The 25,191-nt window shown below is 72.4% G+C and carries 25 protein-coding genes; 12 read left to right on the plus strand and 13 right to left on the minus strand.

Going from position 1 to position 25,191, the window contains the following annotated elements; translation table 11 throughout:
* Positions 1–59: 59 nt before the first annotated feature.
* Both ACZ50K_RS09205 and ACZ50K_RS09210 read right to left on the minus strand, forming a co-directional pair.
* On the minus strand, positions 60–812 hold the full coding sequence (locus tag ACZ50K_RS09205; protein ID WP_468899519.1) for a GntR family transcriptional regulator: 753 nt from the start codon (positions 810–812) through the stop codon (positions 60–62).
* A 262-nt stretch (positions 813–1,074) separates the two neighbouring features.
* Positions 1,075–2,649 carry a S8 family peptidase gene (locus ACZ50K_RS09210; protein ID WP_468899521.1) on the minus strand — a complete coding sequence of 525 codons (1,575 nt, stop codon included), beginning with the start codon at positions 2,647–2,649 and terminating at the stop codon, positions 1,075–1,077.
* A 502-nt stretch (positions 2,650–3,151) separates the two neighbouring features.
* On the opposite strand from ACZ50K_RS09210, the gene ACZ50K_RS09215 reads away from it, so the two are divergent.
* The gene (locus ACZ50K_RS09215; protein WP_468899524.1) at positions 3,152–4,027 is read left to right on the plus strand and encodes an isocitrate lyase/PEP mutase family protein; all 876 of its coding nucleotides are present in this window, start codon (positions 3,152–3,154) and stop codon (positions 4,025–4,027) included.
* A gap of 45 nt (positions 4,028–4,072) precedes the next feature.
* On the plus strand, positions 4,073–5,077 hold the full coding sequence (locus tag ACZ50K_RS09220) for an EamA family transporter (RefSeq protein ID WP_468899527.1): 1,005 nt from the start codon (positions 4,073–4,075) through the stop codon (positions 5,075–5,077).
* On the opposite strand, the gene ACZ50K_RS09225 is transcribed toward ACZ50K_RS09220, so the two are convergent.
* From ACZ50K_RS09225 to ACZ50K_RS09235, 3 genes are all read right to left on the minus strand, one after another.
* A complete protein-coding gene (locus tag ACZ50K_RS09225) occupies positions 5,053–5,856 on the minus strand; it encodes a trypsin-like serine peptidase (RefSeq protein ID WP_468899529.1) in 804 nt (267 codons plus the stop codon). The genes ACZ50K_RS09220 and ACZ50K_RS09225 overlap by 25 nt on opposite strands.
* Positions 5,853–6,986, minus strand: coding sequence for an alpha/beta hydrolase (locus ACZ50K_RS09230; RefSeq protein ID WP_468899532.1), 1,134 nt, complete (start codon positions 6,984–6,986; stop codon positions 5,853–5,855). Before ACZ50K_RS09230 ends, ACZ50K_RS09225 begins: the two co-directional genes overlap by 4 nt.
* Positions 6,987–7,112: 126 nt before the next feature.
* Positions 7,113–7,559, minus strand: coding sequence for a MarR family winged helix-turn-helix transcriptional regulator (locus ACZ50K_RS09235; RefSeq protein ID WP_468899535.1), 447 nt, complete (start codon positions 7,557–7,559; stop codon positions 7,113–7,115).
* An 80-nt stretch (positions 7,560–7,639) separates the two neighbouring features.
* Between ACZ50K_RS09235 and ACZ50K_RS09240 the strand changes: the two genes are divergently transcribed.
* Together ACZ50K_RS09240 and ACZ50K_RS09245 are read left to right on the plus strand one after the other, a co-directional pair.
* On the plus strand, positions 7,640–8,656 hold the full coding sequence (locus ACZ50K_RS09240; protein WP_468899536.1) for an SMP-30/gluconolactonase/LRE family protein: 1,017 nt from the start codon (positions 7,640–7,642) through the stop codon (positions 8,654–8,656).
* 53 nt (positions 8,657–8,709) lie between these two features.
* Positions 8,710–9,291 carry a Uma2 family endonuclease gene (locus ACZ50K_RS09245; protein WP_468899539.1) on the plus strand — a complete coding sequence of 194 codons (582 nt, stop codon included), beginning with the start codon at positions 8,710–8,712 and terminating at the stop codon, positions 9,289–9,291.
* Between the two features lie 149 nt (positions 9,292–9,440).
* On the opposite strand, the gene ychF is transcribed toward ACZ50K_RS09245, so the two are convergent.
* Positions 9,441–10,529, minus strand: coding sequence for a redox-regulated ATPase YchF (gene ychF, locus ACZ50K_RS09250; RefSeq protein ID WP_468899541.1), 1,089 nt, complete (start codon positions 10,527–10,529; stop codon positions 9,441–9,443).
* 125 nt (positions 10,530–10,654) lie between these two features.
* On the opposite strand from ychF, the gene ACZ50K_RS09255 reads away from it, so the two are divergent.
* The gene (locus tag ACZ50K_RS09255) at positions 10,655–11,257 is read left to right on the plus strand and encodes a DUF6542 domain-containing protein (RefSeq protein ID WP_468899544.1); all 603 of its coding nucleotides are present in this window, start codon (positions 10,655–10,657) and stop codon (positions 11,255–11,257) included.
* 535 nt (positions 11,258–11,792) lie between these two features.
* On the opposite strand, the gene ppgK is transcribed toward ACZ50K_RS09255, so the two are convergent.
* On the minus strand, positions 11,793–12,581 hold the full coding sequence (gene ppgK / locus ACZ50K_RS09260) for a polyphosphate--glucose phosphotransferase (protein WP_468899547.1): 789 nt from the start codon (positions 12,579–12,581) through the stop codon (positions 11,793–11,795).
* A 21-nt stretch (positions 12,582–12,602) separates the two neighbouring features.
* Entirely contained in the window at positions 12,603–13,598 is a 996-nt protein-coding gene (locus ACZ50K_RS09265; RefSeq protein ID WP_468899548.1) for a 4-hydroxy-3-methylbut-2-enyl diphosphate reductase, read from the minus strand.
* Between the two features lie 87 nt (positions 13,599–13,685).
* Between ACZ50K_RS09265 and ACZ50K_RS09270 the strand changes: the two genes are divergently transcribed.
* From ACZ50K_RS09270 to ACZ50K_RS09285, 4 genes are all read left to right on the plus strand, one after another.
* Positions 13,686–15,119: an APC family permease gene (locus ACZ50K_RS09270; RefSeq protein WP_468899550.1), complete on the plus strand. Its 1,434-nt coding sequence runs from the start codon at positions 13,686–13,688 to the stop codon at positions 15,117–15,119.
* A 10-nt stretch (positions 15,120–15,129) separates the two neighbouring features.
* The gene (gene xseA, locus ACZ50K_RS09275; protein ID WP_468899553.1) at positions 15,130–16,362 is read left to right on the plus strand and encodes an exodeoxyribonuclease VII large subunit; all 1,233 of its coding nucleotides are present in this window, start codon (positions 15,130–15,132) and stop codon (positions 16,360–16,362) included.
* Positions 16,363–16,413: 51 nt separating this feature from the next.
* Positions 16,414–16,665: an exodeoxyribonuclease VII small subunit gene (locus tag ACZ50K_RS09280; RefSeq protein ID WP_468899556.1), complete on the plus strand. Its 252-nt coding sequence runs from the start codon at positions 16,414–16,416 to the stop codon at positions 16,663–16,665.
* Between the two features lie 141 nt (positions 16,666–16,806).
* A complete protein-coding gene (locus tag ACZ50K_RS09285; protein WP_468899557.1) occupies positions 16,807–17,397 on the plus strand; it encodes a malonic semialdehyde reductase in 591 nt (196 codons plus the stop codon).
* 62 nt (positions 17,398–17,459) lie between these two features.
* Here the strand turns inward: ACZ50K_RS09285 and ACZ50K_RS09290 are convergent, their stop codons facing one another.
* Positions 17,460–17,975 (minus strand): DUF4245 domain-containing protein, encoded by a 516-nt coding sequence (locus tag ACZ50K_RS09290; RefSeq protein WP_468899920.1) that lies wholly within the window; start codon positions 17,973–17,975, stop codon positions 17,460–17,462.
* 193 nt (positions 17,976–18,168) lie between these two features.
* Here ACZ50K_RS09290 and glpX point away from each other — a divergent pair, with 193 nt between their 5' ends.
* Complete coding sequence (glpX, locus tag ACZ50K_RS09295) at positions 18,169–19,200, plus strand: class II fructose-bisphosphatase (RefSeq protein WP_468899559.1); 1,032 nt, start codon at positions 18,169–18,171, stop codon at positions 19,198–19,200.
* A gap of 130 nt (positions 19,201–19,330) precedes the next feature.
* Here glpX and ACZ50K_RS09300 read toward each other — a convergent pair whose 3' ends face one another.
* On the minus strand, positions 19,331–19,705 hold the full coding sequence (locus tag ACZ50K_RS09300; RefSeq protein ID WP_468899562.1) for a WhiB family transcriptional regulator: 375 nt from the start codon (positions 19,703–19,705) through the stop codon (positions 19,331–19,333).
* Positions 19,706–19,837: 132 nt separating this feature from the next.
* Positions 19,838–20,494 carry a DUF1707 SHOCT-like domain-containing protein gene (locus tag ACZ50K_RS09305; protein WP_468899564.1) on the minus strand — a complete coding sequence of 219 codons (657 nt, stop codon included), beginning with the start codon at positions 20,492–20,494 and terminating at the stop codon, positions 19,838–19,840.
* 159 nt (positions 20,495–20,653) lie between these two features.
* On the opposite strand from ACZ50K_RS09305, the gene ACZ50K_RS09310 reads away from it, so the two are divergent.
* Positions 20,654–22,318 (plus strand): fumarate hydratase, encoded by a 1,665-nt coding sequence (locus ACZ50K_RS09310; protein WP_468899567.1) that lies wholly within the window; start codon positions 20,654–20,656, stop codon positions 22,316–22,318.
* A 3-nt stretch (positions 22,319–22,321) separates the two neighbouring features.
* Here ACZ50K_RS09310 and ACZ50K_RS09315 read toward each other — a convergent pair whose 3' ends face one another.
* Positions 22,322–22,687: a hypothetical protein gene (locus tag ACZ50K_RS09315; RefSeq protein WP_468899570.1), complete on the minus strand. Its 366-nt coding sequence runs from the start codon at positions 22,685–22,687 to the stop codon at positions 22,322–22,324.
* Positions 22,688–22,739: 52 nt separating this feature from the next.
* On the opposite strand from ACZ50K_RS09315, the gene ACZ50K_RS09320 reads away from it, so the two are divergent.
* Positions 22,740–23,522, plus strand: a complete 783-nt coding sequence (locus ACZ50K_RS09320; RefSeq protein ID WP_468899573.1) for a glycerophosphodiester phosphodiesterase — start codon at positions 22,740–22,742, stop codon at positions 23,520–23,522.
* Between the two features lie 89 nt (positions 23,523–23,611).
* On the opposite strand, the gene ACZ50K_RS09325 is transcribed toward ACZ50K_RS09320, so the two are convergent.
* Positions 23,612–25,150: a ricin-type beta-trefoil lectin domain protein gene (locus ACZ50K_RS09325; protein ID WP_468899576.1), complete on the minus strand. Its 1,539-nt coding sequence runs from the start codon at positions 25,148–25,150 to the stop codon at positions 23,612–23,614.
* Positions 25,151–25,191: the final 41 nt, after the last annotated feature.

Below are 25,191 nucleotides of genomic sequence, written 5' to 3' on the forward strand. Positions count from 1 at the left end.
TCAAGAATCTCGGCCTCCGGATACCACCGTCACACCCCCCGTCCTGCCACCGGGCGGACCTAGCGGACCGGGAGGTGGTACGAGAGGCGGTACCGGTCGGCCGGGATGACCACGTCGGCCGTCTCCACGGCCCGGCCGGAGGCGAAGTAGGTCCGCCCGATCACCAGCACCACATGGCCGGGGACCCCACCGAGCGACATGATCTCCTCGGCCAGCCCCGGGCGGGCGCCGACCTCCTCGATCACGTTGTCCACCACCACGTCGATGGCGGCCATCCGGTCCACCACCCCACAGCCGCCGAGCGGCCCCTCCTCGGGAAGCATCACCGGGGTGCGCCCGGTCACCGCGAGCGGCTCCCAGGAGGTGGAGAGCATCATGGGCTCGCCCGCCTCGCGGAACACGTACCTGGTGCGCATCACACGGTCGCCGGCGGCGATGCCCAGCCGCTCGGCGATCTCGCCCGGGGCCCCGGTCTGCTCGCTGCTGGAGTCCCAGGTGCCGCGCACCCCCGCCTCGGCCTGCTCCTGGCGGAAGGGGGTGGAGCCGGTGGAGGTGCGGTAGCCGGATCTGGACACCCGGCGCGGCACGGGCTGCTCGCGCACATAGGTCCCGGAACCGGAGCGTCCCTCGACCAGACCCTCGGCCATCAGGACCTTGCGGGCCTCCAGGGCCACGGTGTCGGACACCCCGTACTCCTCCCGGATCCTCGCCTGCGAGGGCAGCCGGGCGTGCGGGGGCAGGGACCCGTCGACGATCTTCCGCCGCAGGTCCCCGGCAACGCGCAGGTAGGCCGGCTGCTCACCGAAAGTCACTCGCCACTCCCATCAGGTTGACAGACAGCTACAGCCTGGCAACCGACGGTTGTACCTCGCAAGCAAGGGCCAGAGTTTCACTCGATGTGATGAAGCGAGGTCACTCAAACCCCTTACCCAGGGTCACGCCTTTCCTCACAGCGTGTCCCCGCACACCCCGGAACGCACGGAACGCACGGAACGCACGGAACGGGGGCGACCGTGGATCGGTCGCCCCCGCCGTGAGTCACCGACTCACTGACTCATTCGGTCACTCGGTCGGTCAGAACTGGAGGGACCAGACGTCGATCTTGCCGATGTCGGCGCTGGCCGCGTCCCTGACCCGCAGCTTCCAGGTGCCGTTGGCGACCTCGCTGGAGGCGTTGACCGTGTAGGTCTGGATGATGTTGTCGGCGCTGCCGCCGGTCCGGTTGTGCAGGTTGTAGACCGAGCCGTCGGGGGCGATCAGGTCGACGATCAGGTCACCGATGTAGGTGTGCTTGATGTCCACGCCGACCTTGAGGGTGGCCGGGGCGTTGCCCGCGACCCCGCTCACGGTGACCGGGGACTCCACCGTGGAGTTGTCCGCGATCGCGTAGTCCGCCGCGTTCTCGAACTTCGGGCCGGTGGGCGGGTTGGTGCCGCCGGAGCCGATCCGGAGCAGCAGGTTGGGGGAGCCGGTTCCGGGGCTGGTCACCACGTTCGGGGTGGCGGCGCTCACCAGCGCGGCGCTGACCTGCGCCGGGGTGCTGGACGGGTTCTGCGACAGGTAGACGGCGGCCGCGCCGGCCACGTGCGGGGAGGCCATCGAGGTGCCGGAGATGTTGTTGGTGGCGGTGTCGTTGGTGTTCCACGCCGAGACGATGCTGGAGCCCGGGGCGAAGAGGTCCAGGATCGCGCCGTAGTTGGAGTAGCTGGCGCGGGCGTCCGTGTTGGTGGTCGCACCGACCGTGATGGCCTCGGCGACGCGGGCCGGGGACTTGGTGTTGGCGTTGGTGTTCTCGTTGCCGGCCGCGACGGCGTAGGTGACGCCGGAGGCGATCGAGTTGCGGACGGCGGTGTCCAGCGCGGTGTCCGCGCCGCCGCCCAGCGACATGTTGGCGACGGCCGGCTTGACCGCGTTCGCGGTCACCCAGTCGATGCCCGCGACCACCTGGGCGGTGGTGCCCGACCCCTGGTTGTTGAGCACCCGGACGCCGACGATCTTGGCCTTCTTGGCCACGCCGTACGCGGTGCCGCCGACGGTGCCGGCCACGTGCGTGCCGTGGCCGTGGCCGTCCTGGGCGACGTTGTCGTTGTCGATGGCGTCGTAGCCGTTGAAGGCCCGGCCGCCGAAGTCGCTGTGCGAGATGCGCACACCGGTGTCGATGACGTACGCGGTGACGCCCTCGCCGGCCTTGTCCGGGTAGGTGTAGCTCTGGTTGAGCGGGAGCGACGCCTGGTCGATCCGGTCCAGGCCCCAGGACGGCGGGTTGGGCTGCGTGGCGCTGACGGTGAACGTCCGGTTCTGCACGACGGAGGCCACGGCCGGGTCGGCGGCTATCTTCTTCGCCTGCGCCTCGGAGGCCTTGATCGAGTAGCCGTTGAGGGCCGCGCGGTAGACCTTGTCGATCTTCGCGCCGTGCCGCTCGGCCACGGACTTGCCGCTGGCGAGCGTGGACCGGGCGGCGGAGTCCTTCAGGATCACGATGTAGCTGTCGGCGATCGTGCCGGCCGCTCCGGCGTTCACGATGGTGCCCTCTGCGGCGGAACCGCCGGAGGCCGAGGCCGGGAGGGCCGAGGCCGCACCGAGCACGAGGGCGACGGCTGCCGTCGCGCTGAGCCCGGCGATCTTCCTGCGGTGATGACGCATCGACATGTGAGGGGTCCTCCTCATAGGTGGTGCGCTGCGGGGGGTTTAGCGACATGCCCATGACAATCGATCATCGCCGGGGGCGGTCGCCTCCAAGAGGTTGACCCACCATCAGGTCGAACCACAAGGGGACAACGGATGCGTAACATCCGTGCCACACAACAGCCATGAAAAGGCAAAGGGCCGGTACACAGCACGGCCCCGCTGCCCAGATCCGGATCCGGCCAAGCCGTGCCGGACCCGGTGGACCGGCCCTCCCGGACACGCTCAGCGAACCCCGCGGGACACGGCCCGCGGAGGGATCCGCTCCGGCCCGCCGGAGCGGGGGCGGATTCCCGCCACCCCGGCACCGGCCGGGGCCGCCCGGCCCCGGCGGACCCCGCCCCGTACCGAGTTGTGCATTTTTCGTGAGCGCGAGCCTCCGGAGGGCACCGGCGGGTCCGCGACGGGACGGTACGCGTCGGAAATCCGCCGGACTCCGGCCCGGCTCCTCTGATGGACTGCCCCCATGACCGAGAACCCCGCACCCGCCCAGCCCACCGGAACCACCGGATCCGCCGAACTCGCCGGATCCGCCGAACTCGCCGGACGCGCCCGGGCCTTCGGCGCCCTGCACACCCCCGCCGCCCCGCTCGCCCTCGCCAACGTCTGGGACGTGGCCGGCGCCCGGATCGTCGCGGCCACCGGCGCCCCCGCCATCGCCACCACCAGTGCCGGGGTGGCCTGGTCGCTGGGCGCGGCGGACGGCGACCAGCTGGCCCGGGACCGGGCGCTGGACCTGATCGCCCGGGTGGTGTCCGCCGTGTCCGTCCCCGTGACCGCCGATATCGAGGGCGGCTTCGGGGCCGGTCCGGAGGAGGTCGCGGAGACGGTCGCCGGGGTGCTGGCCGCCGGCGCGGTGGGCATCAACATCGAGGACGGCTCCCGCTCCCCCGCCGAGTTCGCCGAGCGGCTGGCCGCGGCCCGGGCGGCCGCCGACCGCGCCGGGGTCCCCCTCTACATCAACGCCCGCATCGACACCCATCTCCGCGGCTGGGGCGAGGACGGCTCCGCCCGTCTGGACGAGACCCTCACCCGGGCCGCCCGCTATCTGGAGGCCGGGGCCAGCGGGATCTTCGTGCCCGGGGTGCACGAGCCCGGCGCCGTGACCGAGCTCGCCAAGGGCGTCGCCGCCCCGCTGAACGTCCTGGCCGGCCCGGGCGCCCCCGCGGTCGCCGAACTGGGGCGGCTGGGCGCGGCACGGGTGAGCCTGGGCTCCTGGGTCGCCGAGGCGGCGTACGCGCTGGTGCGGCGGGCGGCCGAGCAGCTGGCGGCGGAGGGCGGCTACGGCCCGCTGGCCGGCTCGCTCCCCTACGGCGAGATCAACGCCCTGCTCAAGGGCTGAGAAACCCGGAAGCCTGTATGGCGCAACCACCCTAGGATCCGGGTCATGTCCACGACGAACACCACCGGGTACGGCGACCAGGTCCGCGGCCGCGGCGCGACGGGGGCCGTCTGGGCCGCCCTGGCCGTCGTCTACCTGGTCTGGGGCTCCACCTACCTCGGCATCCGCATCGTGGTGGAGACCATGCCGCCGTTCCTCTCCGCCGGCGTCCGCTTCCTCGCCGCCGGGCTGCTGCTGACCGCCCTGGTGGGCTGGCGGCAGGGCCCGGCGGCCCTGCGGGTCACCGGTGCCCAGCTGCGCTCGGCCGTGCTGGTCGGCCTGCTGCTGATCCTGGGCGGCAACGGGCTGGTGGTGCTCGCCGAGACCTCGGTGCCCTCGGGACTGGCCGCCCTGCTGATCGCCGCGGTCCCCATGTGGGTGGTGCTGCTGCGCACCGCCGGCGGGGACCGGCCGCCGGCCCGCACCCTGGCGGGAGTGCTGCTGGGCATGGCCGGGCTGGCGGTCCTGACCGTCCCCGGGATCACCGGGACGGTCCGACTGTCCGGGGTGCTGCTGGTCCTGGCGGCGAGCGCGTCCTGGTCGGTGGGCTCCTTCTCCGCCTCGAAGCTGCCGATGCCCGCCAACCCGTTCACCGCCAGCGCCTACGAGATGCTCGCGGGCGGCGCCGCGGCCGTACTGGTCGGACTGGCCCGGGGCGAGCAGCGGGGCCTGGACCCGGCCGCGATCTCGGCCCGCTCCTGGGTTGCGCTGGCCGCGCTGGCCCTGGTGGGCTCGGTGGTCGGGTTCACCGCGTACGCCTGGCTGCTGCAGTCGGCACCGCTGTCGCTGGTGGCCACGTACGCCTACGTCAACCCGGTGGTGGCCGTGCTGCTCGGCACCCTGGTCCTGGACGAGGCGCTGTCCTGGCCGGTACTGGCGGGCGGCGGGATCGTGGTGGCGGCGGTCGGGGTGATCGTCTCCACCGAACGCCGCAAACGGCCGGACGGCGGGCTCCCGGAACCCGAGGCGCAGCCGCGGCCCGAAGGTCAGCCGCGGGCGGCGCGGTCGTAGAGGGCCTTGGCCCGGTCGTCGAACAGGGCCGCCGTGGAGTCCACGTCGGTGTCACCGCCGCTGAGCACCCCGATCAGCCGGCCCGGCCGGCCGGGCCCGCCCCGGTCCGCGACCCAGGGGCTGCCGCTGGTGCCGGTCCAGAACCCGGCGCAGGAGATGTACAGCATGTCCGGGTCCTCCTCGTCGTGGGCGGTCCGGGTGGTGCAGGCCACCGGTTCGTTCTCCGGGTTGCGCTGCTCCTCCGGATAGCCGACCACGGTGACCTCGCGCTCGTACCCGGAGTGCCAGTCGGGCGCGGGCGCCTTCCCGCCCACCACCTCCTGGAGGCTGCGCCCCTGCTCGTCGGGGGCCACGGTGAGGAAGGCGTAGTCGGCGGTGTCCTCGCCCCACCTGCTCCAGCGGTCGTCCACCTGGATGCCGGTCACCTTCCACCGGCCCAGCGGCTGCCGCCCGCTGCCCTCGCCGGAGAAGGCGGGGGCGAAGGACAGGGTTCCGATGGCCAGCCCGTCGTGGGCGACCTCGCCGGGCTCGCCGTCCTTGCCCTCCGGGGCCACGCAGTGCGCGGCGGTGGCGACCACGTTCCCCCGGGGGCTGTCCACCACGCTGGCGGTGCACCAGTGCTCGCCGTCGGCCATCAGCACCCCGACGGTGGGGAACGGATGGGCCTCGGCGGGGACGTCGGCCTCGGCCGGCCGGCCGCCGGGCAGTCCGAGCAGGGCGACGGCGAGCACCGCCAGCACCGCCGCGGTGGCGGATATGCCCTTGGCGAGCGGGCTCACCGGGCTTCGGCGGCGTCCCGGGCCTGGGTCCGGGTCCGGCGGGAGTCCGCCGCCGGGTCGGGGGTGGGCGCGCGCAGCACCTTGCTGATCCACTCCAGCGAACCCTCCCTCATGCCCCGGACGTACGACCTTCCGTTGTGACCACCATCCTGGATCACCTGGAGCCGGGTGTGCACGGGCCCCTTCCCGTAGTTCCTGATGAACTTCTCGGCGATGTCGCGGCCGGTCTCCTGGGTTCCGATCTGGAAGGCGACCCAGACCTCGGGCCCCTTGGCCGCGATCAGCCGCCGGGCGAGCTTCTCCGGGTTGTCCGCGTCCATCGCCGCCCGGTTCCCCTTCCACAGCGGGGAGTCGGGGGCCGTGTCCACCCCGCTGGCGATGACCGCCTTGAAGCGGTCGGGGTACTTCAGGACGTGTTTGAGGGCGCCGAAACCACCCGAGGAGGAGCCCATGAAGGCCCAGCCGTCACGGGAGGTGAAGGTGCGGAAGTTGGCCCTGGCGAAATCCGGGACGTCCTCCGCCATCCAGGTGCCCATCTTGGGCTGTCCGGGGATGTCGGAGCCGTCGAAGTGGTGCCTGGTGTCCGCGTTGATGACCGGCATCACCAGGATGAAGGGCAGGCTCCGGCCGGCCGCCGCCCCTTCGCTCACCGCCTTCTGGAGGCCGAGCCCGGGGCCCGTCCCCCAGTAGTTGGTCGGATAGCCGCGACCGCCGGGCAGCGAGATCAGCACCGGGAAGCCGCTGCCGGCGTAGGCCGGGTCGTGGTACTCCTTCGGCACCCACACCCACACGTCGCCGGTGAACCCGGACTTGGCGCCCCGCAGGGTGGTCCGGCCGATCTCGGTGCCGTCCGGGAGCCGGGCCTGCCGGACGAACTCGGCGGCCGGCCCGGTGGGCAGCCGCACCCCCGGCCTGGCCCGCACCGCCGCACCCGAACCGTCCGCGGCACCACCGCCGGACCGCCCGAAGCTCATCGGCTCCCCTATGCCGTCGAAGACCCCGAGACGGTCGGCGACCAGGGTGCCGCCGCCGGCGAGCGCCAGGACGAGGGCGCCGCAGATCAGCAGCAGCCGGGGCCGGCGGGACTTGCTGCGCGCGGGAGTGGTGTCGCCCTGCGGGTCTTGCTGCACGGAAACTCTCCGACCGTTACCGATTGATCCCCTTACACACCATAGAGAGGGGAAACGGCCCGCCCGGGTTCCCTGCCACGCCGATCACCGGCCCGCCCGCCGGCCCCCGGCCCCCGGCTCAGCGGCTCAGCGGCTCAGCGGCTCAGCGGCAAGTACGTCGATACACCGGCCCAGCAGAGCGATCAGCCGCTCCCGCTCCTCCTCGGTGAACTCGGCGGCCAGCGCCCGCTCCACCCGCACGGCGGCGGTGTCCGCGGTGTCCACCACCCGCCGGCCCTCCTCGGTGAGCCGGGTCTCCAGCACATTGCGGTGCCATTCGTGCGGGGTGCGCTCGATCAGCCCCCGCTCCTGGAGGTTCTTCAGCACGGTGTTCATGGTCGGCGGGGTGACCCCGCACAACCGGGCCAGCGCGGCCGCGGAGATCCCGGGCTTCTCACCGAGCCAGAGCAGCGCGCCGTACTGCGGAACCGTTACCTCTGACGGCTTGAGCGCGGCGTTCTTCGCGGCCAGCAGGGCCTGCTCGGCGCGCTTGATGTGGGAGCCGATGCGCTCGTCGACGGGCATGGAGGTCATCCCCGAATCCTACGACCCTTGCAATCATTAGACCTCTAACATACCTTCATACCCACACATACAAAAGGGGGCGCACCATCATGCGAGCACACCTGAAATCAGCCGCGATCATCCTGACGGCCATAGCCGCCACCACCCTCCCGACCACCCCGACATCCCAGGCCACCCCCGCACCCGCATCCGCGGCCGGGTCCCCAGCCGGATCCGGGCCCGGACCCCGCCCGGCCGTCTCCACGGCCTTCACCCTGCCGGGCGCCAAGGTCTACCCCGAGGGCATCACCACCGATCCGCGCACCGGCACGGTGTACGTCGGCTCGTACGCGGACGGCACCGTCTACCGGGCCCGCCCGGGCCGCCGTACCGCCGAGGTCTTCCTGCCCGCCGGCTCCGACGGCCGGGACACCGCCAACGGACTCCTCGCCGACGGCCACGGCCGGCTCTGGGTCACCGACTCCACCACCGGGGTCGCCGTCCACGACACCACCACCGGCCGCCGGCTGGCCCACTTCGAAGTGCCGGGTACCGCCCCGTTCTTCGTCAACGACCTGACCCTGGCCCCCGACGGCACCGCCTACCTGACGGACAGCCTCCGCGGCGTGGTCTACCGCGTCACCCCGGCCGACCTCGCCCGCGGCACCGGCCCCCTGCACACGGCCTACGACCCGCACCTGCCCGAGGGCGCCCTCACCCTCAACGGCATAGTCACCGACCCGCGCGGCCGCTTCCTGCTCACCGTGGACATGTCCACCGGCACCCTGCACCGGATCGACCTCCGGTCCGGCGCCGTCCGCCCCGTCACCCTGACCGGCGCCCCCGACCTCAAAGCGGCCGACGGCCTGCACCTCTCCCCCGGCGGCGTCCTGCGGGTGGCCCAGAACCTCCCCAACACCCTGACCCGCTGGCAGCTCTCCGAAGACGGCACCCGCGCCCGCCTCACCCGCACCCTGACCGACCCCGCCCTCCAGATCCCCACCACCCTCACCCGCACCGCCGGCCACACCCTGGTGGTCCGCTCCCAGTTCGACAAGGACGGCCCCCTCACCCCCTCCACCGGCGCCCCCACCACCTTCACCATCGCCCAGGTCCACAACCTGTGACCCCGGGCCCACGACGCCCCCCGGCCGAGGCCGCGGCCCGCTACCGTGAACCCATGACCGCCCTGCCCGACTGGATGCGCCCGCCCCGCGCGGAAGGCTGGTTCGCGGAGGACCTCGACCGCCTCCCCGAGGCACCCCGCCACACCGAGCTGATCGACGGAGCCCTCGTCTTCATGATGTCGCCCCAGAGGTGGTGGCACGGCCACCTCGTCACCATGCTCACCGTCGCACTCATGGAGCAGGTGCCCGCCGACACCAGAGTCGGCCGCGAAATGACCATCAAGCTCGACCCGCGCAACCGTCCCGAACCGGACCTGCTGGTGACGACGGCCGATTTCGACGGCGACCGCACCTGGTTCGCACCGGAGGACGTCCGGCTCGTCGTCGAGGTCGTCTCCCCCGAATCCGCCCACCGCGACCGCACCGTGAAGCTCCGCAAGTACGCGGAGGCCGGCATCCCGCACTACTGGTGCGTCGAGGACGAGAACGGGGCGCCCGTCGTCCACGTCTACGAACTCGACGAACCCACCGGCGCCTACGCCCCCGCCGGCATCTTCCGGAACACCCTCCGCCGCCCGGTCCCCTTCGAGATCACCCTCGACCTCGACCAGCTCACCCCGCCCCGAACCAGCTGAAACCCGGCGGGGCCCTCAGTAGTGAGAGCGGGCTGCCTTGAGGAGCCGACGAGCGTCCACCGGAGAGCACAGCAGGTGCGAACACTCGCCCGGTGGAACGCCAAGGGGCCGGCTCCCTGAGGAGCCGGCCCCTTGGTGCTGACCGCTGATCAGACGTTGAAGCGGAACTCGACGACGTCGCCGTCCTGCATGACGTAGTCCTTGCCCTCCATGCGGGCCTTGCCCTTGGCGCGGGCCTCGGTGACCGAGCCGCATTCGACGAGGTCGGCGAAGGAGATGACCTCGGCCTTGATGAAGCCGCGCTGGAAGTCGGTGTGGATCACGCCGGCCGCCTCGGGGGCGGTGGCGCCCTTCTTGATGGTCCAGGCGCGGGTTTCCTTGGGGCCGGCCGTCAGGTAGGTCTGCAGGCCCAGGGTGTCGAAGCCGACGCGGCCGAGGGTGGCCAGACCGGGCTCCTGCTGGCCGACGGACTGGAGGAGTTCGAGGGCCTCCTCGTCGTCCAGCTCGGACAGGTCCTGCTCCAGCTTGGCGTTCAGGAAGATCGCCTCGGCGGGGGCGACCAGGGCGCTCTGCTCGGCCTTGAAGGCCTCGTCGGTCAGCTCGTCCTCGTCCACGTTGAAGACGTAGAGGAAGGGCTTGGTGGTGAGCAGGTGCAGTTCGTGCAGGAGGTCGCCCTGCTCGGTGCCCTTGGTGATGCCCTTGGAGAAGAGGGTGTCGCCCGCTTCGAGGATCTTCTGCGCGGCCTCGACGGCGGCCAGCACAGCCACCTTGTCCTTCTGGAGGCGGGACTCCTTCGTCAGGCGCGGGATCGCCTTCTCGACGGACTGGAGGTCGGCGAGGATCAGCTCGGTGTTGATGGTCTCGATGTCGTCCTTGGGCGAGACCTTGCCGTCGACGTGGACGACGTTCTCGTCCTTGAAGGCGCGGATGACCTGGCAGATCGCGTCCGACTCGCGGATGTTCGCGAGGAACTTGTTGCCGAGGCCCTCGCCCTCCGAGGCGCCGCGGACGATGCCGGCGATGTCGACGAAGTCGACGGTCGCCGGGAGGACCTTCTGCGAGCCGAAGATGCCGGCCAGCACGGCGAGCCGCGGGTCCGGGACGCCGACCACGCCGACGTTCGGCTCGATGGTGGCGAACGGGTAGTTGGCCGCCAGCACGTCGTTCTTGGTCAGGGCGTTGAACAGGGTCGACTTGCCGACATTCGGCAGACCGACGATTCCGATCGTGAGCGACACGTTGGCGACTTCCCGTAGCTGGCTGGAGGGTACGGCCCGGGCACGGGCCATCAGACAGTTTACGCGTGTCCCGGGGCCCCGATCCGGGTCGCGGCGCCTAGCCTCGGGGGGTGGAGCGATACAGGGTGCGATCAGATCATCACCCCGCGCAGCAGCAGCGTCCCCCGGCCCAGCGGCGACCCGCCGGTGGGGGTTCCGGGGCCAAGGCCGTGGCGCGGGCGAGGCCGGACCGGCCGGGACGGCCGGCCGGGACCGCCCAGGCGGTACGGGCCGCCCGCGCGGTGCGCGCGGTCCGGGCCGGCGGCGCCGGGAAGGCCGTACGGCGGCTGCCGCGGCCCCGGCTGACCGGGCTCGGCGGCGGCCTGTTCGCCTCCGCGGCCATGGTGCTGGCCGGCGGGATCGCCTGGCTGCTGTTCGGCTCCTCGCTGATCGCGTACGGGGTGCTGTTCCTGCCGGTGGCCGCCGCCACCGCGGTCTGGGTGCGGCCCGCCGATCTGATCACCGCGCCGGTGTCGGTGCCGATCGCCTTCGCGGTGGGCGTCTGGCCGATCGCGGGCGGCTCCGGAGGTTTCGGCGGGCAGCTGATGGGGTTGATCAGCGCGCTGTCCCTGGAGGCCGGCTGGCTGTACGCGGGCACGCTGGTCGCCGCGCTGATCGTGCTGGCCCGCCGGGCCGCGCTGAGCAACCGCCGCCGGATGGCCGCCCGCCGCCTCCCCGCCCAGGCCTAGCCCCGGCCGGGGCCCGCGCCGTTTGAAGGCCCGGGGCGCCGTACGGCCCCCGCGCCCGGCGCGCGCCCCCGTTCTCGGTGACGTGCGGCCCGGCTCGCCCCCGGCGGGATCTGCCGCCCGGCTGCCGCTTGACCGCCTGCGGCCGGGCTGGACCTGTACGGGCTCTGCCGGCCCAGGCCGTACGGGCCACCCGAGGCCAGGGGTCATAGGGCTGCCGCCGCACCGCCTGTTGGACGCTTGGGCGCCTATGCCCCGCACCGGCTGCTCCCCGGGCCCCGCCCCTCTGCGGCACGGAGTGCTCCGGGGCGAGCGACGCGGCCCCGTCCCGTACGACCCGTCCCGTCACGGGGAGCCGAAGCGCCCCGGCCCGTACGGGCAGGAGTGGCCCGGCAGTCGCCCGGCGGCGCGGGTCGGCGGAGCCACAGCGGGCCCCCGCCGCCGGCTCGGCCAGGAGCGCCGGGCCCGGCCAGGAGCGCTGAAGCCGGCCCGGCGGAGCCGGGGCGGGTACGGCCCCGGTGCCCCCGGCCTGCCGCCGCTACGGGTTCGGGTGGTCGGTGGCGGCCATGGCGGCGCCGACGATGCCGGCGTTGTTCTGGAGGGCGGCCGGGACGATCTCGGCTCGGATGCCTTCGAGCAGCGGGAGGAACTTGTCGGCCTTGCGGCTCACGCCGCCGCCGAGGATGAACAGGTCCGGGGAGAACAGCATCTCCACGTGGGCCAGGTACTTCCGGAGCCGCTTGGCCCAGTGCTCCCAGCTGAGGTCGTGGTCCTCCTTGGCCTTCATGGAGGCCCGCCGCTCCGCGTCGTGGCCGTCCAGTTCCAGATGGCCGAGCTCGCTGTTGGCGACGAGGCGGCCGTCCGTGAAGAGGGCGCTGCCGATGCCGGTGCCGAGGGTGAGCAGGATGACGGTGCCGGCGCGGTCGCGTCCGGCCCCGTGGGTCATCTCGGCGACCCCGGCGGCGTCCGCGTCGTTGAGCACGGTCACCGGCAGGCCGTCGAGCCGGTCGGAGAGCAGGGCGCGGGCGTCGAGGTCCACCCAGGCCGGGTCGACGTTGGCGGCCGAACGGGTGATGCCGCCGGTGACCACGCCGGGGAAGGTGATGCCGACCGGGCCGGTCCACTCGAAGTGCCGGACCACCTCGGCCACGCAGTCGGCCACCCCGTCGGGGGTGGCCGGGTGCGGGGTCAGGACCTTGTGGCGTTCCTCGGCGAGTTCCCCGCGTACGAGGTCCACCGGGGCGCCCTTGATCCCCGAGCCGCCGATGTCCACGCCCATGATCCGGGCCGGCTGGTTCGTCTGCGCCGTCCGACGCGTCGTCTCCATGGACATACGGTACGAAAGGCGCTACTTGTCTGCGACCAGTTCCGCGGCCTCGGCGCGCAGGTCGCGGCGGAGTTCCTTCGGCAGGGAGAACACGATGTGCTCCTCGGCCGTCTTCACCAGCTCGACGTCCTCGTAGCCGCGCTCGGCCAGCCAGGCCAGGACCTCTTCGACGAGGACCTCGGGGACCGAGGCACCCGAGGTGAGGCCGACCGTGGCCACGCCCTCCAGCCAGGCCTCGTCGATCTCGCCGGCGAAGTCGACGAGGTGGGCGGCGCGGGCGCCGGCGTCCAGGGCGACCTCGACCAGCCGGATGGAGTTCGAGGAGTTCTTGGAGCCGACCACGATGACCAGGTCGGCGTCGGCGCCCATGGCCTTGACCGCGGCCTGCCGGTTGGAGGTGGCGTAGCAGATGTCGTCGCTGGGCGGGGAGACCAGCAGCGGGAACTTGGTCTTCAGGGCGTCGACCGTCTCCATGGTCTCGTCCACCGAGAGGGTGGTCTGGGACAGCCAGACGACCTTGGACTCGTCGCGGACGGTGACCTTCTCCACGTCGGCGGGGCCGTCGACGATGGTGATGTGGTCGGGGGCCTCGCCGGAGGTGCCGATGACCTCCTCGTGGCCCTCGTGGCCGATGAGGAGGATGTCGAAGTCCTCGTTGGCGTAGCGGACGGCTTCCTTGTGGACCTTGGTGACCAGCGGGCAGGTGGCGTCGATGGTGGCGAGGTTGCCGCGGGCGGCCTCCTCGTGGACCACCGGGGCGACCCCGTGCGCGGAGAACATCACGATGTTCCCCTCGGGGACCTCCTCCGTCCGCTCGACGAAGATGGCGCCCTTCTTCTCCAGGGTCTGCACCACGTACTTGTTGTGGACGATCTCGTGCCGGACGTAGACCGGCGCGCCGTACTGCTCCAGGGCCTTTTCCACGGCGATCACGGCGCGGTCCACACCCGCGCAGTAGCCACGGGGCGCGGCGAGCAGGACACGGCGACGGGGAGCGGCAGAAGTCATACGGACCATCGTACGGCCGCGTCGCGGAGGGCGAAGATCGGTCCGGCGACAGAGACTGGGGCGGACCCCTGTTCCCCTCGTCGCCCGGAGGATGCGATGCCCCAGGTCAGGACGCCGTCGGCGGACCGGGAACCGCCGGACGGGACCCGGGGCGCGGCCGTGGGCGGGAAGCTGCGGCGGGACCTGGGCTTCCGGGACCTGGTCGTCTACGGACTGCTGTTCATCGCCCCGATGGCCCCGGTGGGCATCTTCGGCACCCTGGACGCGAAGTCCCACGGCGCGGTGGCGCTGGTCTACCTGTGCGCGACGGTGGCCATGGCCTTCACCGCCTTCAGCTACGCGCAGATGGTGCGGGTGGCCCCGCAGGCCGGTTCGGTGTTCACGTACGCCCGCAAGGGCCTGGGCGAGGGGCCGGGGCTGATCGCGGGCTGGATGGCGATGCTGGACTACCTGCTGATCCCGGCGGTGGCCTACCTGTTCTCCGGGATCGCGATGAACGCGCTGGTCCCGGAGGTGTCCCGGTGGGTGTGGACGGCGCTGGCCGTGGTGGTCACCACGGCGCTGAACCTTTGGGGCGTACGGGCCGCCGCCCGGGTCGGGTTCGCGGTGCTGGCCATGGAGATCCTGGTGCTGCTGGTGTTCCTGGTGTCCGCGGTGACGGTGCTGGTCCGGGACGGGGCGCAGCGCGGCTGGCTCTCCCCGCTGACCGGGGACGGCTCGCTGGGGTTCAGTCTGTCGGCGGTACTGGGCGCGGTGTCGGTGGCGGTGCTGTCGTACCTCGGTTTCGACGCCATCGCCTCCTTCGCCGAGGAGGTGACCGGGGGGTCGCGGCGGGTGGCCCGGGCGGTGCTGTTCTGTCTGGGGCTGACCGGGGTGCTGTTCGTCGCGCAGACCTATCTGGCGGCGCTGCTGTCCCCGCTGTCCTCGGCGGAGCTGGCGGCGGACCCGGGGGCGCAGGGGCCGGCCTTCTACGACGCGGTGGAGCACTCGGTCGGGTTCTGGCTGCACGACCTGGTGGCGGTCAGCAAGGCCATCGGGGCGGCCTTCGCGGCGCTGGCCGGTCAGGCGGCGGCCGGCCGGCTGCTGTTCGCGATGGCCCGGGAGGGTCGGCTGCCGCGGCCGCTGGCCCGCACCTCGGGGGGCACTCCGCGGGCGGCGCTGCTGGTCGCGGCCGTGGTCACCCTGGTGGCGGCGGTGTGGGCGGCCCGGCGGGACGACGGGCTGGACCATCTGGTCTCGGTGGTGGACGTGGGCGCGCTGGTGGCGTTCACCCTGCTGCACGCCTCGGTGGTGGGCTGGTTCGTGGTCAAGCGGCGGGAGGGTGCGCCGAACTGGTGGAAGCACCTGGTGCTGCCGGTGCTGGGCGGGCTGGTGACGGTGGCGGTGATCGTCGAGGCCTCGCCGGCGGCGCAGCTGGTCGGGGCGGTGTGGCTGGCGGCGGGGCTGCTGGTGCTGTTCGCGCAGCGCGGGCGCCGACGCGCCGGTCCGCCGGGAGGGGAACCCGGGGACGCTGTCGGCGGGGCCGGTTAGCCTGCCTGGCATGGGTCTGAATACGTCGGCCGAGGCGCCGCTGCCCGTAGGCCAGGTGTCCCGGCTCATCGGGGGCTGGGTCGAGCGGCTCGGCCGGGTGTGGGTGGAGGGGCAGATCACCCAGCTGTCCCGGCGGCCCGGGGCCGGGGTGGTGTTCCTGACCCTGCGCGATCCCTCGCACGACATCTCGCTGAGCGTGACCTGCTACCGCCAGGTGTTCGAGGACGCCGGGGAGGCGGTGGCGGAGGGCGCCCGGGTGGTGGTGCTGGCGAAGCCGGAGTGGTACGCCCCGCGCGGCCAGCTGTCCCTGCGGGCCACCGAGATACGGCCGGTGGGCATCGGGGAGCTGTTGGCGCGGCTGGAGCGGCTGAAGCGGTCGCTGGCCGCCGAGGGGCTGTTCGCGCTGGACCGGAAGAAGCCGCTGCCGTTCCTGCCCCAGCTGGTCGGGCTGGTGGTGGGGCGGGCCTCGGCGGCGGAGCGGGACGTGCTGGAGAACGCCCGGCGGCGCTGGCCCGCGGTCCGCTTCGAGGTCCGGAACGTGGCCGTGCAGGGGGTGCACGCGGTGCCCCAGGTGGTGCGGGCGGTGCAGGAGCTGGACGCGCTGGACGAGGTGGATGTGATCATCGTGGCGCGGGGCGGGGGCAGTGTGGAGGACCTGCTGCCGTTCTCCGACGAGCTGGTGGTGCGGACGGTGGCGGAGGCCCGGACCCCGGTGGTCTCGGCGATCGGGCACGAGCCGGACTCCCCGCTGCTGGACCTGGTCGCGGACCTGCGGGCCTCCACCCCCACCGACGCGGCCAAGAAGGTGGTGCCGGACGTCGGCGAGGAGCTGGCGCGGGTCGGGCAGCTGCGCGACCGCGGGCTGCGGGCCGTACGGGGGCTGTTGGACCGGGAGGAGCGGGGGCTGGCGCACGCGCTGGCGCGGCCGGTGTTCGTGCATCCGCAGCGGATGGTGGAGACCCGGGAGGCCGAGGTGGAGGCGCTGCTGGGGCGCAGCCGGCGGACGCTGGGGCATCTGCTGGACCGGGCCGAGTCGGAGCTGGGGCACACCCTGGCCCGGGTGGTGGCGCTGTCCCCGGCGGCCACCCTGGAGCGGGGTTACGCGGTGTTGCAGCGGGCGGACGGGCATGTGGTGCGGTCCCCGGCCGAGGCACCGGAGGGCGAGCTGCTGCGGGCGCGGGTGGCGGAGGGGGAGCTGACGGTCCGGGTGGAGGGGCGGGCTGCCGAGCAGCCGCTCAAGTGACGACATACTTCCGCAATAATTCCGATGCGTAATACATATAAGGTGGCAGGAATGGCCGAGCCGGACTCGACGCTGGAATCGCTGGAGCCCCGGAGCGCGCTCGGTTACGAGCAGGCCCGGGACGAGCTGATCGAGGTCGTCCGCAAGCTGGAGGCCGGCGGCACCTCCCTGGAGGACTCCCTCGCGCTCTGGGAGCGCGGCGAGGAGCTGGCCGGGATCTGCCGGCACTGGCTGGAGGGGGCCCGGGCCCGGCTCGACTCGGCCCTGGCGGCCCGCGAGGGCGAGGGCGGGGACGGGGAGTGAGACCCCGGGGATGAGGCCCCGGGGGGTGAGGGTCGTGGAGTGAGACCTGACACAGTCCCGGGAAATTAGTTGAAATTTCATCTATCTCGCCATAGAGTCGGTGACATCGCTTGACCACCGCATGATGGAAGAGGCTTTCCGATGTCCCTCGTTCTCGACGCCGCCGCCCAGGACCTGCTGTTCCGCGAGGCCCGCACCGCCAACTCGTTCACCGACGAGCCGGTGACCGAGGAGCAGGTCCAGGCCATCTACGACCTGGTCAAGTACGGCCCCACCGCCTTCAACCAGACCCCGCTGCGCATCACCCTGGTCCGTTCCCCCGAGGCCCGCGAGCGCCTGGTGAAGCACATGGCCGAGGGCAACCAGGCGAAGACCGCCGCCGCCCCGCTGGTCGCGATCCTCTCCGCGGACAACGAGTTCCACGAGGAGCTCCCCCAGCTGCTCCCCCACTTCCCGCAGGCCAAGGACGCGTTCTTCAGCGAGCGCCCGGTCCGCGAGCAGTCCGCCGTGCTGAACGCCGCGCTGCAGGCCGCGTACTTCATCATCGGCGTCCGCGCCGCCGGCCTGGCCGCCGGCCCGATGACCGGCCTGGACTTCGGTGGCGTGCAGAAGGAGTTCCTGGACGCCGACCACACCCCGCTGATGGTCATCAACATCGGCAAGCCGGGCGAGAACGCCTGGTTCCCGCGCTCCCCGCGCCTGGAGCTCGACCAGGTCATCACGACCGTCTGAGCCACCCCGCGCACACGAAGAAGGCCGCCCCGGTTCCCCTGGGGCGGCCTTCTTCGTGCGCGTCAGTCCTTCTTGAACTCCAGCGCCGCCGCCATCCTGCCCAGCTGCTCGAAGGAGGCCGTGCCGGTCACCACCGTCACGTGCCCCTGCTCCTGGCGGACCAGGGCGTCGTACTTGGGACCCTCCCAGCGCTCCCAGGCCAGATCGCCGACCTGCTGGGTCTGCCCGGTCGCGGCGGCCTTCTGGGTCACCTTCGCGAGGTACTTCTCGGAGGTGTCGCTGGACTGCTCCAGCGAGACGTACTGGTCCTCCGGGTCGAGGAAGCCCAGGTGCCAGGCGTCGGAGTTCTTCCGCTCGTACGTCACCGAGGTCGCCCGCCACTCCTGCGGCAGGCCCACCGGGGCCGCCAGCGGGTAGGGCGCGGCCCGCCGCGCGGTGATGGTCTCGACGCGGTAGTCGACCACCCGGGTCGGGTCGGCCTTCTCGTCGTGCGGGATGAAGATGTAGATCCCGCCGACCACCAGGCCGATCACCGCCAGCGACCGGACCATGTCACGGATCGTCTGCTTGCCTTTCATACCTGCCACGCCCCCTATCGTCCCGTACGCCCCGGGCGATCAAGGACAGGGGTCCGCCCCGGACGTCCATCCGGACAAACGGGTGTCCGATATGCCGCTCATACGTGACCCCCTCTGCTCAATATGTCGACGTACCGATAGAGTTCCAGCACCCTCACCTTCCGGCCGTCGTCGTACAGAAAGGTGCGCTCCGATGACCGAGCACAACCTGCCGCCCCAACTGGAGGTCTCCCCGGAGGCCCCCGACCGCAATCTCGCCCTGGAACTCGTCCGGGTGACCGAGGCCGCCGCCATGGCCGCCGGCCGCTGGGTCGGGCGCGGCGACAAGATCGGCGCCGACGGCGCCGCGGTCAACGCGATGCGGACCCTGATCTCCACCGTCTCGATGAACGGCGTCGTCGTCATCGGCGAGGGCGAGAAGGACGAAGCACCGATGCTCTTCAACGGCGAACGGGTCGGCGACGGCACCGGCGCCGAGGTGGACATCGCGGTCGACCCGATCGACGGCACCACCCTGAACGCCAAGGGCATGCCGAACGCCATCGCCGTGCTGGCCGCCGCCGACCGCGGCACCATGTTCGACCCGTCCGCCGTGTTCTACATGGACAAGCTGGTCACCGGACCGGAGGCCGCCGACTTCGTCGACATCAACGCCCCCGTCTCGGTGAACATCCGCCGGGTCGCCAAGGCCAAGGGCATGCACGCCGAGGACGTCACCGTCGTCATCCTGGACCGCCCCCGTCACGAGGGCATCGTCAAGGAGATCCGGGAGACCGGCGCGCGCATCAAGTTCATCTCCGACGGCGATGTCGCCGGCTCCATCATGGCGGTCCGCGAGAACACCGGCGTGGACCTGCTGCTCGGTATCGGCGGCACCCCCGAGGGCATCATCTCGGCCTGTGCCATCAAGTGCCTGGGCGGTGTCATCCAGGGCAAGCTGTGGCCGAAGGACGACGCCGAGCGCCAGAAGGCCATCGACGCGGGCCACGACCTGGACCGGGTGCTGACCACCGGCGACCTGGTGTCCGGCGAGAACGTCTTCTTCGTGGCCACCGGCATCACCGACGGCGAGCTGCTGCGCGGGGTGCACTACCGCTCGGAGACCGCCTCCACCTCGTCCCTGGTGATGCGCTCCAAGTCGGGCACGATCCGCCAGATCGACTCCACCCACCGCCTGTCGAAGCTGCGCGCCTACAGCGCCATCGACTTCGACCGGGCGAAGTAGCCGGGCCGGCGGCAGACGACACGAAGGGCGGTCCCGTTGTGCGGCGGGACCGCCCTTCCGTGTGTCCTGCGGGTGCCCGTGTGTCCTGACGACGCGCGGCCGGTTCAGCCCGCGGCGGCGCGCGGCCGGTTCAGCCCGCGGCGGCGACCGTGCCGGCGCCGGGCCCCTGCCGCAGCTCGCCCGCCCGGCGGCGCATCCGCGCCAGCACCACCCGGCGCTCGGCGGCCGTGAGCCCGCCCCAGACCCCGTACGGCTCGGGCTGCAGCAGCGCGTGCTCCCGGCAGGCCACCATCACGGGGCAGCGGGCACAGACCCGCTTGGCGGCCTCCTCGCGGGACAGCCGGGCCGCGGTCGGCTCCTTGGACGGCGCGAAGAAGAGCCCCGCCTCGTCCCGGCGGCACACCGCGTCCGCGTGCCATGGGCCGTCCTCTTCCCTCGACGGCACCCGCGGCTTCGGCACAGCCATGGCGGCCACCTGCAGGGACTGATGCGGCGGATGCTGCACGGTCTACTCCTGACGACGTAATCACGAGCCGAGAGACGATGCACCTGTCCCTACCCGCCGTACGCGCCCGTATGCGCCCCGTGCGGCGGAGTGGCCGGATCCCGACCGGCCCCGCGGGCCTTCCGGAGACCGCTATTCCGGGGCCTTCGGACGCCGGCGCTCGCGCTCGGCGAGGTCGACCAGCCGGGCCCCGCGGCGGGGGTGCGCCTCGATGCTGCCGAGCAGCGCGACCCCCCGCACCACGACCACCGGGGCCTGCGGATCGGTCTGCCCCCGGGACTCGCCGCGGACCTCGAAGCTGCCGAGGAAACCGTTGCCGAACCCGCGCAGCGTGACGTTCTCCGGCACCAGGATCTCCACGTTCCCCATCACGCAGGTCACGTTGATCTCGGTCAGCTGCTGCTCGAAGACGGCCTCGGTGAGGTCGATGGTGACATCGCCCATCACGGCCACCGCGCGGGTGCGGGAGCCGGGCCGCCAGCGGCCCCGGCGGGCCGAGCTGCTGCACACCGCGACCACGTTCTCGGTGTACGCGCCGGGCGGGGCGGACAGCGCGGCGGGCCCGTTCACCGGGGCCGGGGCCGCGGGCAGGTCCCGCACCAGGGCGGCGAGCTCGCCGACGGTCTTCACCGCGTACAGCGAGTCCAGCCGCTCGGAGTGCTCCTCGGTGGTGAGCCTGCCCTCCGCGAGGGCGTCGCCGAGGATCCCGGCGATCCGGTCCCGGTCGGCGTCCGAGGCGCGCAGTTCGGCGGGGGCGGCAGGGGCGGCGGGGTGCTTTTCCAAGTCCACCCGGCCAGCATAGCCAAACACGATAGATCGCGATAGCGCATCGCGGGCCGCCGGTGAGCCTTACCTCACAGACAACCGCCCGGGCCGAGGACCTACGCTTGTGGACTGCGCTGCCAATAGGTCGTCAGCGCTGTCTGCCGAGTGAGGATTGGCCACACGATGCCGGAGTTCGCGTACACCGACCTGCTCCCCCTGGGAGCGGACCAGACTCCCTACCGACTGGTGACGTCCGAGGGCGTCTCCACGTTCGAGGCGGACGGCCGGACCTTCCTCAAGGTGGAGCCGGAGGCGCTGCGCAAGCTCGCCGAAGAGGCGATCCACGACATCCAGCACTACCTGCGCCCGGCCCACCTGGCCCAGCTGCGCCGGATCATCGACGACCCCGAGGCCTCCGCGAACGACAAGTTCGTCGCCCTCGACCTCCTCAAGAACGCGAACATCGCGGCGGCCGGCGTGCTGCCGATGTGCCAGGACACCGGCACCGCGATCGTGATGGGCAAGCGCGGCCAGAACGTGCTGACCGAGGGCGGTGACGAGGAGGCCCTGTCCCGGGGCATCTACGACGCCTACACCCGGCTGAACCTGCGCTACTCGCAGATGGCCCCGCTGACCATGTGGGACGAGAAGAACACCGGCTCCAACCTGCCCGCGCAGATCGAGCTGTACGCGACCGACGGCGGCGCCTACAAGTTCCTCTTCATGGCCAAGGGCGGCGGCTCCGCCAACAAGTCCTTCCTCTACCAGGAGACCAAGGCCGTCCTCAACGAGGCGTCCATGATGAAGTTCCTGGAGGAGAAGATCCGCTCGCTGGGCACCGCGGCCTGCCCGCCCTACCACCTGGCGATCGTGGTCGGCGGCACCTCCGCCGAGCACGCGCTGAAGACCGCCAAGTACGCCTCCGCGCACTACCTCGACGAGCTCCCCACCGAGGGCTCCGCGCTGGGCCACGGCTTCCGGGACCTGGACCTGGAGCAGCAGGTCTTCGAACTCACCCAGAAGATCGGCATCGGCGCCCAGTTCGGCGGCAAGTACTTCTGCCACGACGTGCGCGTGGTGCGGCTGCCCCGGCACGGCGCCTCGCTGCCGGTGGCCATCGCGGTGTCCTGCTCCGCGGACCGCCAGGCCACCGCGAAGATCACCGCGGAGGGCGTGTTCCTGGAGCAGCTGGAGCGGGACCCGGCGCGGTTCCTGCCGGAGACCGAGGACTCCCACCTGTCCGGCGGGGAGGTCGTCTCGATCGACCTGAACCAGCCGATGGAGGACATCCTCGCCACCCTGACCAAGCACCCGGTCAAGACCCGGCTCTCGCTCACCGGCCCGCTGGTGGTGGCGCGCGACATCGCGCACGCCAAGATCAAGGAGCGGCTGGACGCGGGCGAGGAGATGCCGCAGTACCTGAAGGACCACCCGGTCTACTACGCCGGCCCGGCGAAGACCCCGGAGGGCTACGCCTCGGGCTCCTTCGGCCCGACCACGGCCGGCCGGATGGACAGCTACGTCGAGCAGTTCCAGGCGGCCGGCGGCTCCAAGGTGATGCTGGCCAAGGGCAACCGCTCCGCCCAGGTCACCAACGCCTGCGGCACCCACGGCGGGTTCTACCTCGGCTCGATCGGCGGCCCGGCGGCCCGGCTGGCACAGGACTGCATCAAGAAGGTCGAGGTCGTCGAGTACGAGGAGCTCGGCATGGAGGCCGTCTGGAAGATCGAGGTCGAGGACTTCCCGGCGTTCATCGTGGTCGACGACAAGGGCAACGACTTCTTCCAGAACCCGGCCCCCGAGCCCACCTTCACCCACATCCCGGTCCGCGGCCCCGGCCTGGCCTGACCGTCAGCCCCCGGTGGCGTGCCGCCGCTCCGCCAGGAGCGCGGCCTCCACCGGGGTGGCCTCGTAGCCGTTCCGCCGCACCGCCTCCAGTTCGGCGAAGGACAGCTCCAGGATCTCGCGGACGGCCTTGAGCGGGACCCCGTCCGGACCGCCCACACGGACCCGGACGGTCCCCTCCCGGGCGACGACCGCGGCGCGGACCGCGCCCGGCGCGGGGCCGCGGCCGTGGTCCCGTTCGCAGAGATCGGCGCCGTAGCCGCAGCTGTCGCACTCCCATTCGGAGTACCAGCGCAGCCGGCCGTTCTCGGCGGTCTGCCAGGCGTGGAACGCGCAGGGTTCGCAGTGGATCGTCATGAAGTGTTCGGCCACCGGTGCAGCATGCTGCACCGGGGCGGGATGCGCATGCGGATAGTTTCGGGGCATGACCGAGCTGTTCTCGCGCGCCCCGGTGCGCGTCATCGCCCATCGGGGCGCCTCGTACGCCCATCCCGAGCACACCCTCGCGGCCTACCGGCAGGCCGTCGCCGACGGGGCCGACGCCCTGGAGTGCGATGTGCGGCTGAGTGCCGACGGGCGGCTGGTGTGCGTGCACGACCGGCGGGTGGAGCGGACCTCCGACGGGCGCGGAGTGGTGTCCGAGCTGTCCTACGGGCAGCTGGCCGCGCTGGACTTCGGGGCCTGGAAGGGGGACGCGCACCGGGGCGCCCGGGTGCTGCTCTTCGAGGAGCTGGTGCAGGAGGCGCTGGGCGCGGGCCGGCCGGTCGGGCTGGCCGTGGAGACCAAGCACCCGACCCGGGCGGGCGGCCGGCTGGAGGCCGAGCTGGTGCGGGTGCTGAGGGCGTACGGGCTGGCCGACGGCGCGAGCGGGCTGGTCGAGGTGATGAGCTTCTCGCGGAGCGCGCTGACCCGGCTGCACCGGATGGCCCCCGGTCTGCCGTCGGTGTACCTGATCGAGCGGCCGCTGCCGCTGCGGCCGGTGCGGCCGCCGTTCGCCGGGCACGCGGGGCCGGGCATCGAGCTCGTACGGCGTGACCCCGGGCTGGTGGGGCGGCTGCGGGCGAAGGGGCTGCGGGTGCGGGTGTGGACGGTGGACGAGCCGGCGGACGTGGAGCTGTGCCTGCGGCTCGGGGTGGACACGCTGATCACCAACCGGCCGCGCGAGGTCCGGGAGCAGGTGGACGCGCTCCTCGCGCGGGGTCGCTGAGCTCCGCCCGGGCCGGCGCCCGGCCGGGGTGCGCCGGCCGGGTGCTTCGGTGGGTGGGTGGGCGGGTGGGGCGGTCGGACGGGGACGGCCTACGCGAAGCGCTGGTTGGCGGAGCCGTTGCAGGGCTGCAGCCGGAGCGGGTCCTTGGCGGCGGCCACGGTCAGGCACATTCCGGTGGCGGCGGCCGGCCGGAGGGTGGCGCCGTCCCGGAGGAACTTCTGGTTGGCGCCGCCGTGGCAGTTCCAGAGGATCAGGCCGGTCCCGGCCCGGTAGTCGGCTCCGGGGACGTCCAGGCAGCGGTCGTGGGTGAGTTCGACGTGCACGGACTGCCGGGTGGTGTCGTACCACCAGCCCTGGTTGCGGCCCCCGTGGCAGTCCCAGCCCAGGACCGGGGTGCCGTTGGCGCTGCCCGATCCCTTGGCGTCCAGGCAGTTGCCGGTGGCCTCGGCGCGGAGCGGCCGGTAGAGGTCGTCCCAGGCCCCGGGGGTGAGGACCGGGGTGCCGGTGGAGCCGGGGTCGGCGCAGGAGGCCTCGCGCAGACCGGAGGAGTAGAGCTGGGTGAGGCAGGAGGCGAAGGCCGCGTGGCCCCGCTTGTTGGGGTGGAAGGACTGGCGGGCGGTGTTCTCGTCCCAGGGGAAGTGGTCCCCGAGGTCGAGGTAGAGTCCGCGGGCCCAGGTGTCCTCCATGCACACCTCGTGGCCGTGGAAGAGCCGGGAGTTGTCCAGGTAGACGGCTCCGGAGGCGAGTGCCGCGGCGCGGATGCCCTTCTCGAAGGCGGGGACGGCCTGGTTGCGGCCCCAGGTGGCGTCGGAGTCGTAGCCGGCGCAGCCGCCGGGGAGTTTGCCGGGGAAGTCCGGGTTGTCGTTGAAGTCGGGGCCGATCGGGCTGGGGTAGCCCATGAGGACGAGCTTGTAGTCGGAGTCGGCGTACCCGGCGTCGCGCATCACGGTCCGCAGGTCGGCGACGGTGGCCTCGACCTTGGGCCGGAGTCCGTCGACCCGGGCCTGCCAGCCGGGGGCGTACTTGGGTTCGCAGGTGCCCTGGGCGAGCACCCAGCGGGTGACGCAGTCCGTCATCACCGGCCCGAACTGGAGGTCGTCGTTGGCGCCGGCGACCAGCAGCACCATCTTGATCCTGGTGTTGCGGGCCTTGATGGCGAGGCTGTCGCTCTGCACGAGTTCGTCGGCGTACTGCTTGCTGCCGCCGATCCTGATGTTGCCCGTGTAGCCGCCGGAGCAGGCCACGTTGAAGGTGAGGTCGGCCGGGATCCCGGTGCGGTGGATCGCCGCGTCCGGGGAGCGGTGGCACTGGTTGGCGGGTGTGTTGGTGGCCGGGTCGTAGGTGCCCACGCCCTCGCCGGAGATCTCGCTGTCGCCGAGCGAGATGAGCCCGGTCCGGCGTTCGGCCTGCGGGCGGATCGCCGGGTCCCCGTAGATCCGTACGGCCTCGGCGGCCCGGATCGCCTCCAGTTCCGGGCTGAGCGGGGTGATGGCCGCGGTGGCGGCGGTGGCTGTGGCGGCCGGGGCGGCCTGGGCCGTGGGGGTGATGGCGGTGACGCCCCCGAGGGCGGCCGCGAACGCCGCGAGTGCGGCGAAGGAAGATCTGAGTCTGGGTGTGGTGCGCGCCATGAACGCCTCCCCGAAGTCAGTGTTACCCACGGTATTTACTG

It is taken from the genome of Streptomyces sp. NPDC033845 (assembly GCF_055576225.1).

What these genes read in the sequence shown, in the direction of transcription:
- ACZ50K_RS09210 (WP_468899521.1), bottom strand. Translation starts at nt 2,649, where the DNA reads ATGTCGATGCGTCATCACCGCAGGAAGATCGCCGGGCTCAGCGCGACG.
- ACZ50K_RS09215 (WP_468899524.1), top strand. Translation starts at nt 3,152, where the DNA reads ATGACCGAGAACCCCGCACCCGCCCAGCCCACCGGAACCACCGGATCC.
- ACZ50K_RS09220 (WP_468899527.1), top strand. Translation starts at nt 4,073, where the DNA reads ATGTCCACGACGAACACCACCGGGTACGGCGACCAGGTCCGCGGCCGC.
- ACZ50K_RS09235 (WP_468899535.1), bottom strand. Translation starts at nt 7,559, where the DNA reads ATGACCTCCATGCCCGTCGACGAGCGCATCGGCTCCCACATCAAGCGC.
- ACZ50K_RS09240 (WP_468899536.1), top strand. Translation starts at nt 7,640, where the DNA reads ATGCGAGCACACCTGAAATCAGCCGCGATCATCCTGACGGCCATAGCC.
- ACZ50K_RS09245 (WP_468899539.1), top strand. Translation starts at nt 8,710, where the DNA reads ATGACCGCCCTGCCCGACTGGATGCGCCCGCCCCGCGCGGAAGGCTGG.
- ppgK (WP_468899547.1), bottom strand. Translation starts at nt 12,581, where the DNA reads ATGGAGACGACGCGTCGGACGGCGCAGACGAACCAGCCGGCCCGGATC.
- ACZ50K_RS09265 (WP_468899548.1), bottom strand. Translation starts at nt 13,598, where the DNA reads ATGGTCCGTATGACTTCTGCCGCTCCCCGTCGCCGTGTCCTGCTCGCC.
- ACZ50K_RS09270 (WP_468899550.1), top strand. Translation starts at nt 13,686, where the DNA reads ATGCCCCAGGTCAGGACGCCGTCGGCGGACCGGGAACCGCCGGACGGG.
- xseA (WP_468899553.1), top strand. Translation starts at nt 15,130, where the DNA reads ATGGGTCTGAATACGTCGGCCGAGGCGCCGCTGCCCGTAGGCCAGGTG.
- ACZ50K_RS09280 (WP_468899556.1), top strand. Translation starts at nt 16,414, where the DNA reads ATGGCCGAGCCGGACTCGACGCTGGAATCGCTGGAGCCCCGGAGCGCG.
- ACZ50K_RS09285 (WP_468899557.1), top strand. Translation starts at nt 16,807, where the DNA reads ATGTCCCTCGTTCTCGACGCCGCCGCCCAGGACCTGCTGTTCCGCGAG.
- ACZ50K_RS09290 (WP_468899920.1), bottom strand. Translation starts at nt 17,975, where the DNA reads ATGAAAGGCAAGCAGACGATCCGTGACATGGTCCGGTCGCTGGCGGTG.
- glpX (WP_468899559.1), top strand. Translation starts at nt 18,169, where the DNA reads ATGACCGAGCACAACCTGCCGCCCCAACTGGAGGTCTCCCCGGAGGCC.
- ACZ50K_RS09310 (WP_468899567.1), top strand. Translation starts at nt 20,654, where the DNA reads ATGCCGGAGTTCGCGTACACCGACCTGCTCCCCCTGGGAGCGGACCAG.
- ACZ50K_RS09320 (WP_468899573.1), top strand. Translation starts at nt 22,740, where the DNA reads ATGACCGAGCTGTTCTCGCGCGCCCCGGTGCGCGTCATCGCCCATCGG.
- ACZ50K_RS09325 (WP_468899576.1), bottom strand. Translation starts at nt 25,150, where the DNA reads ATGGCGCGCACCACACCCAGACTCAGATCTTCCTTCGCCGCACTCGCG.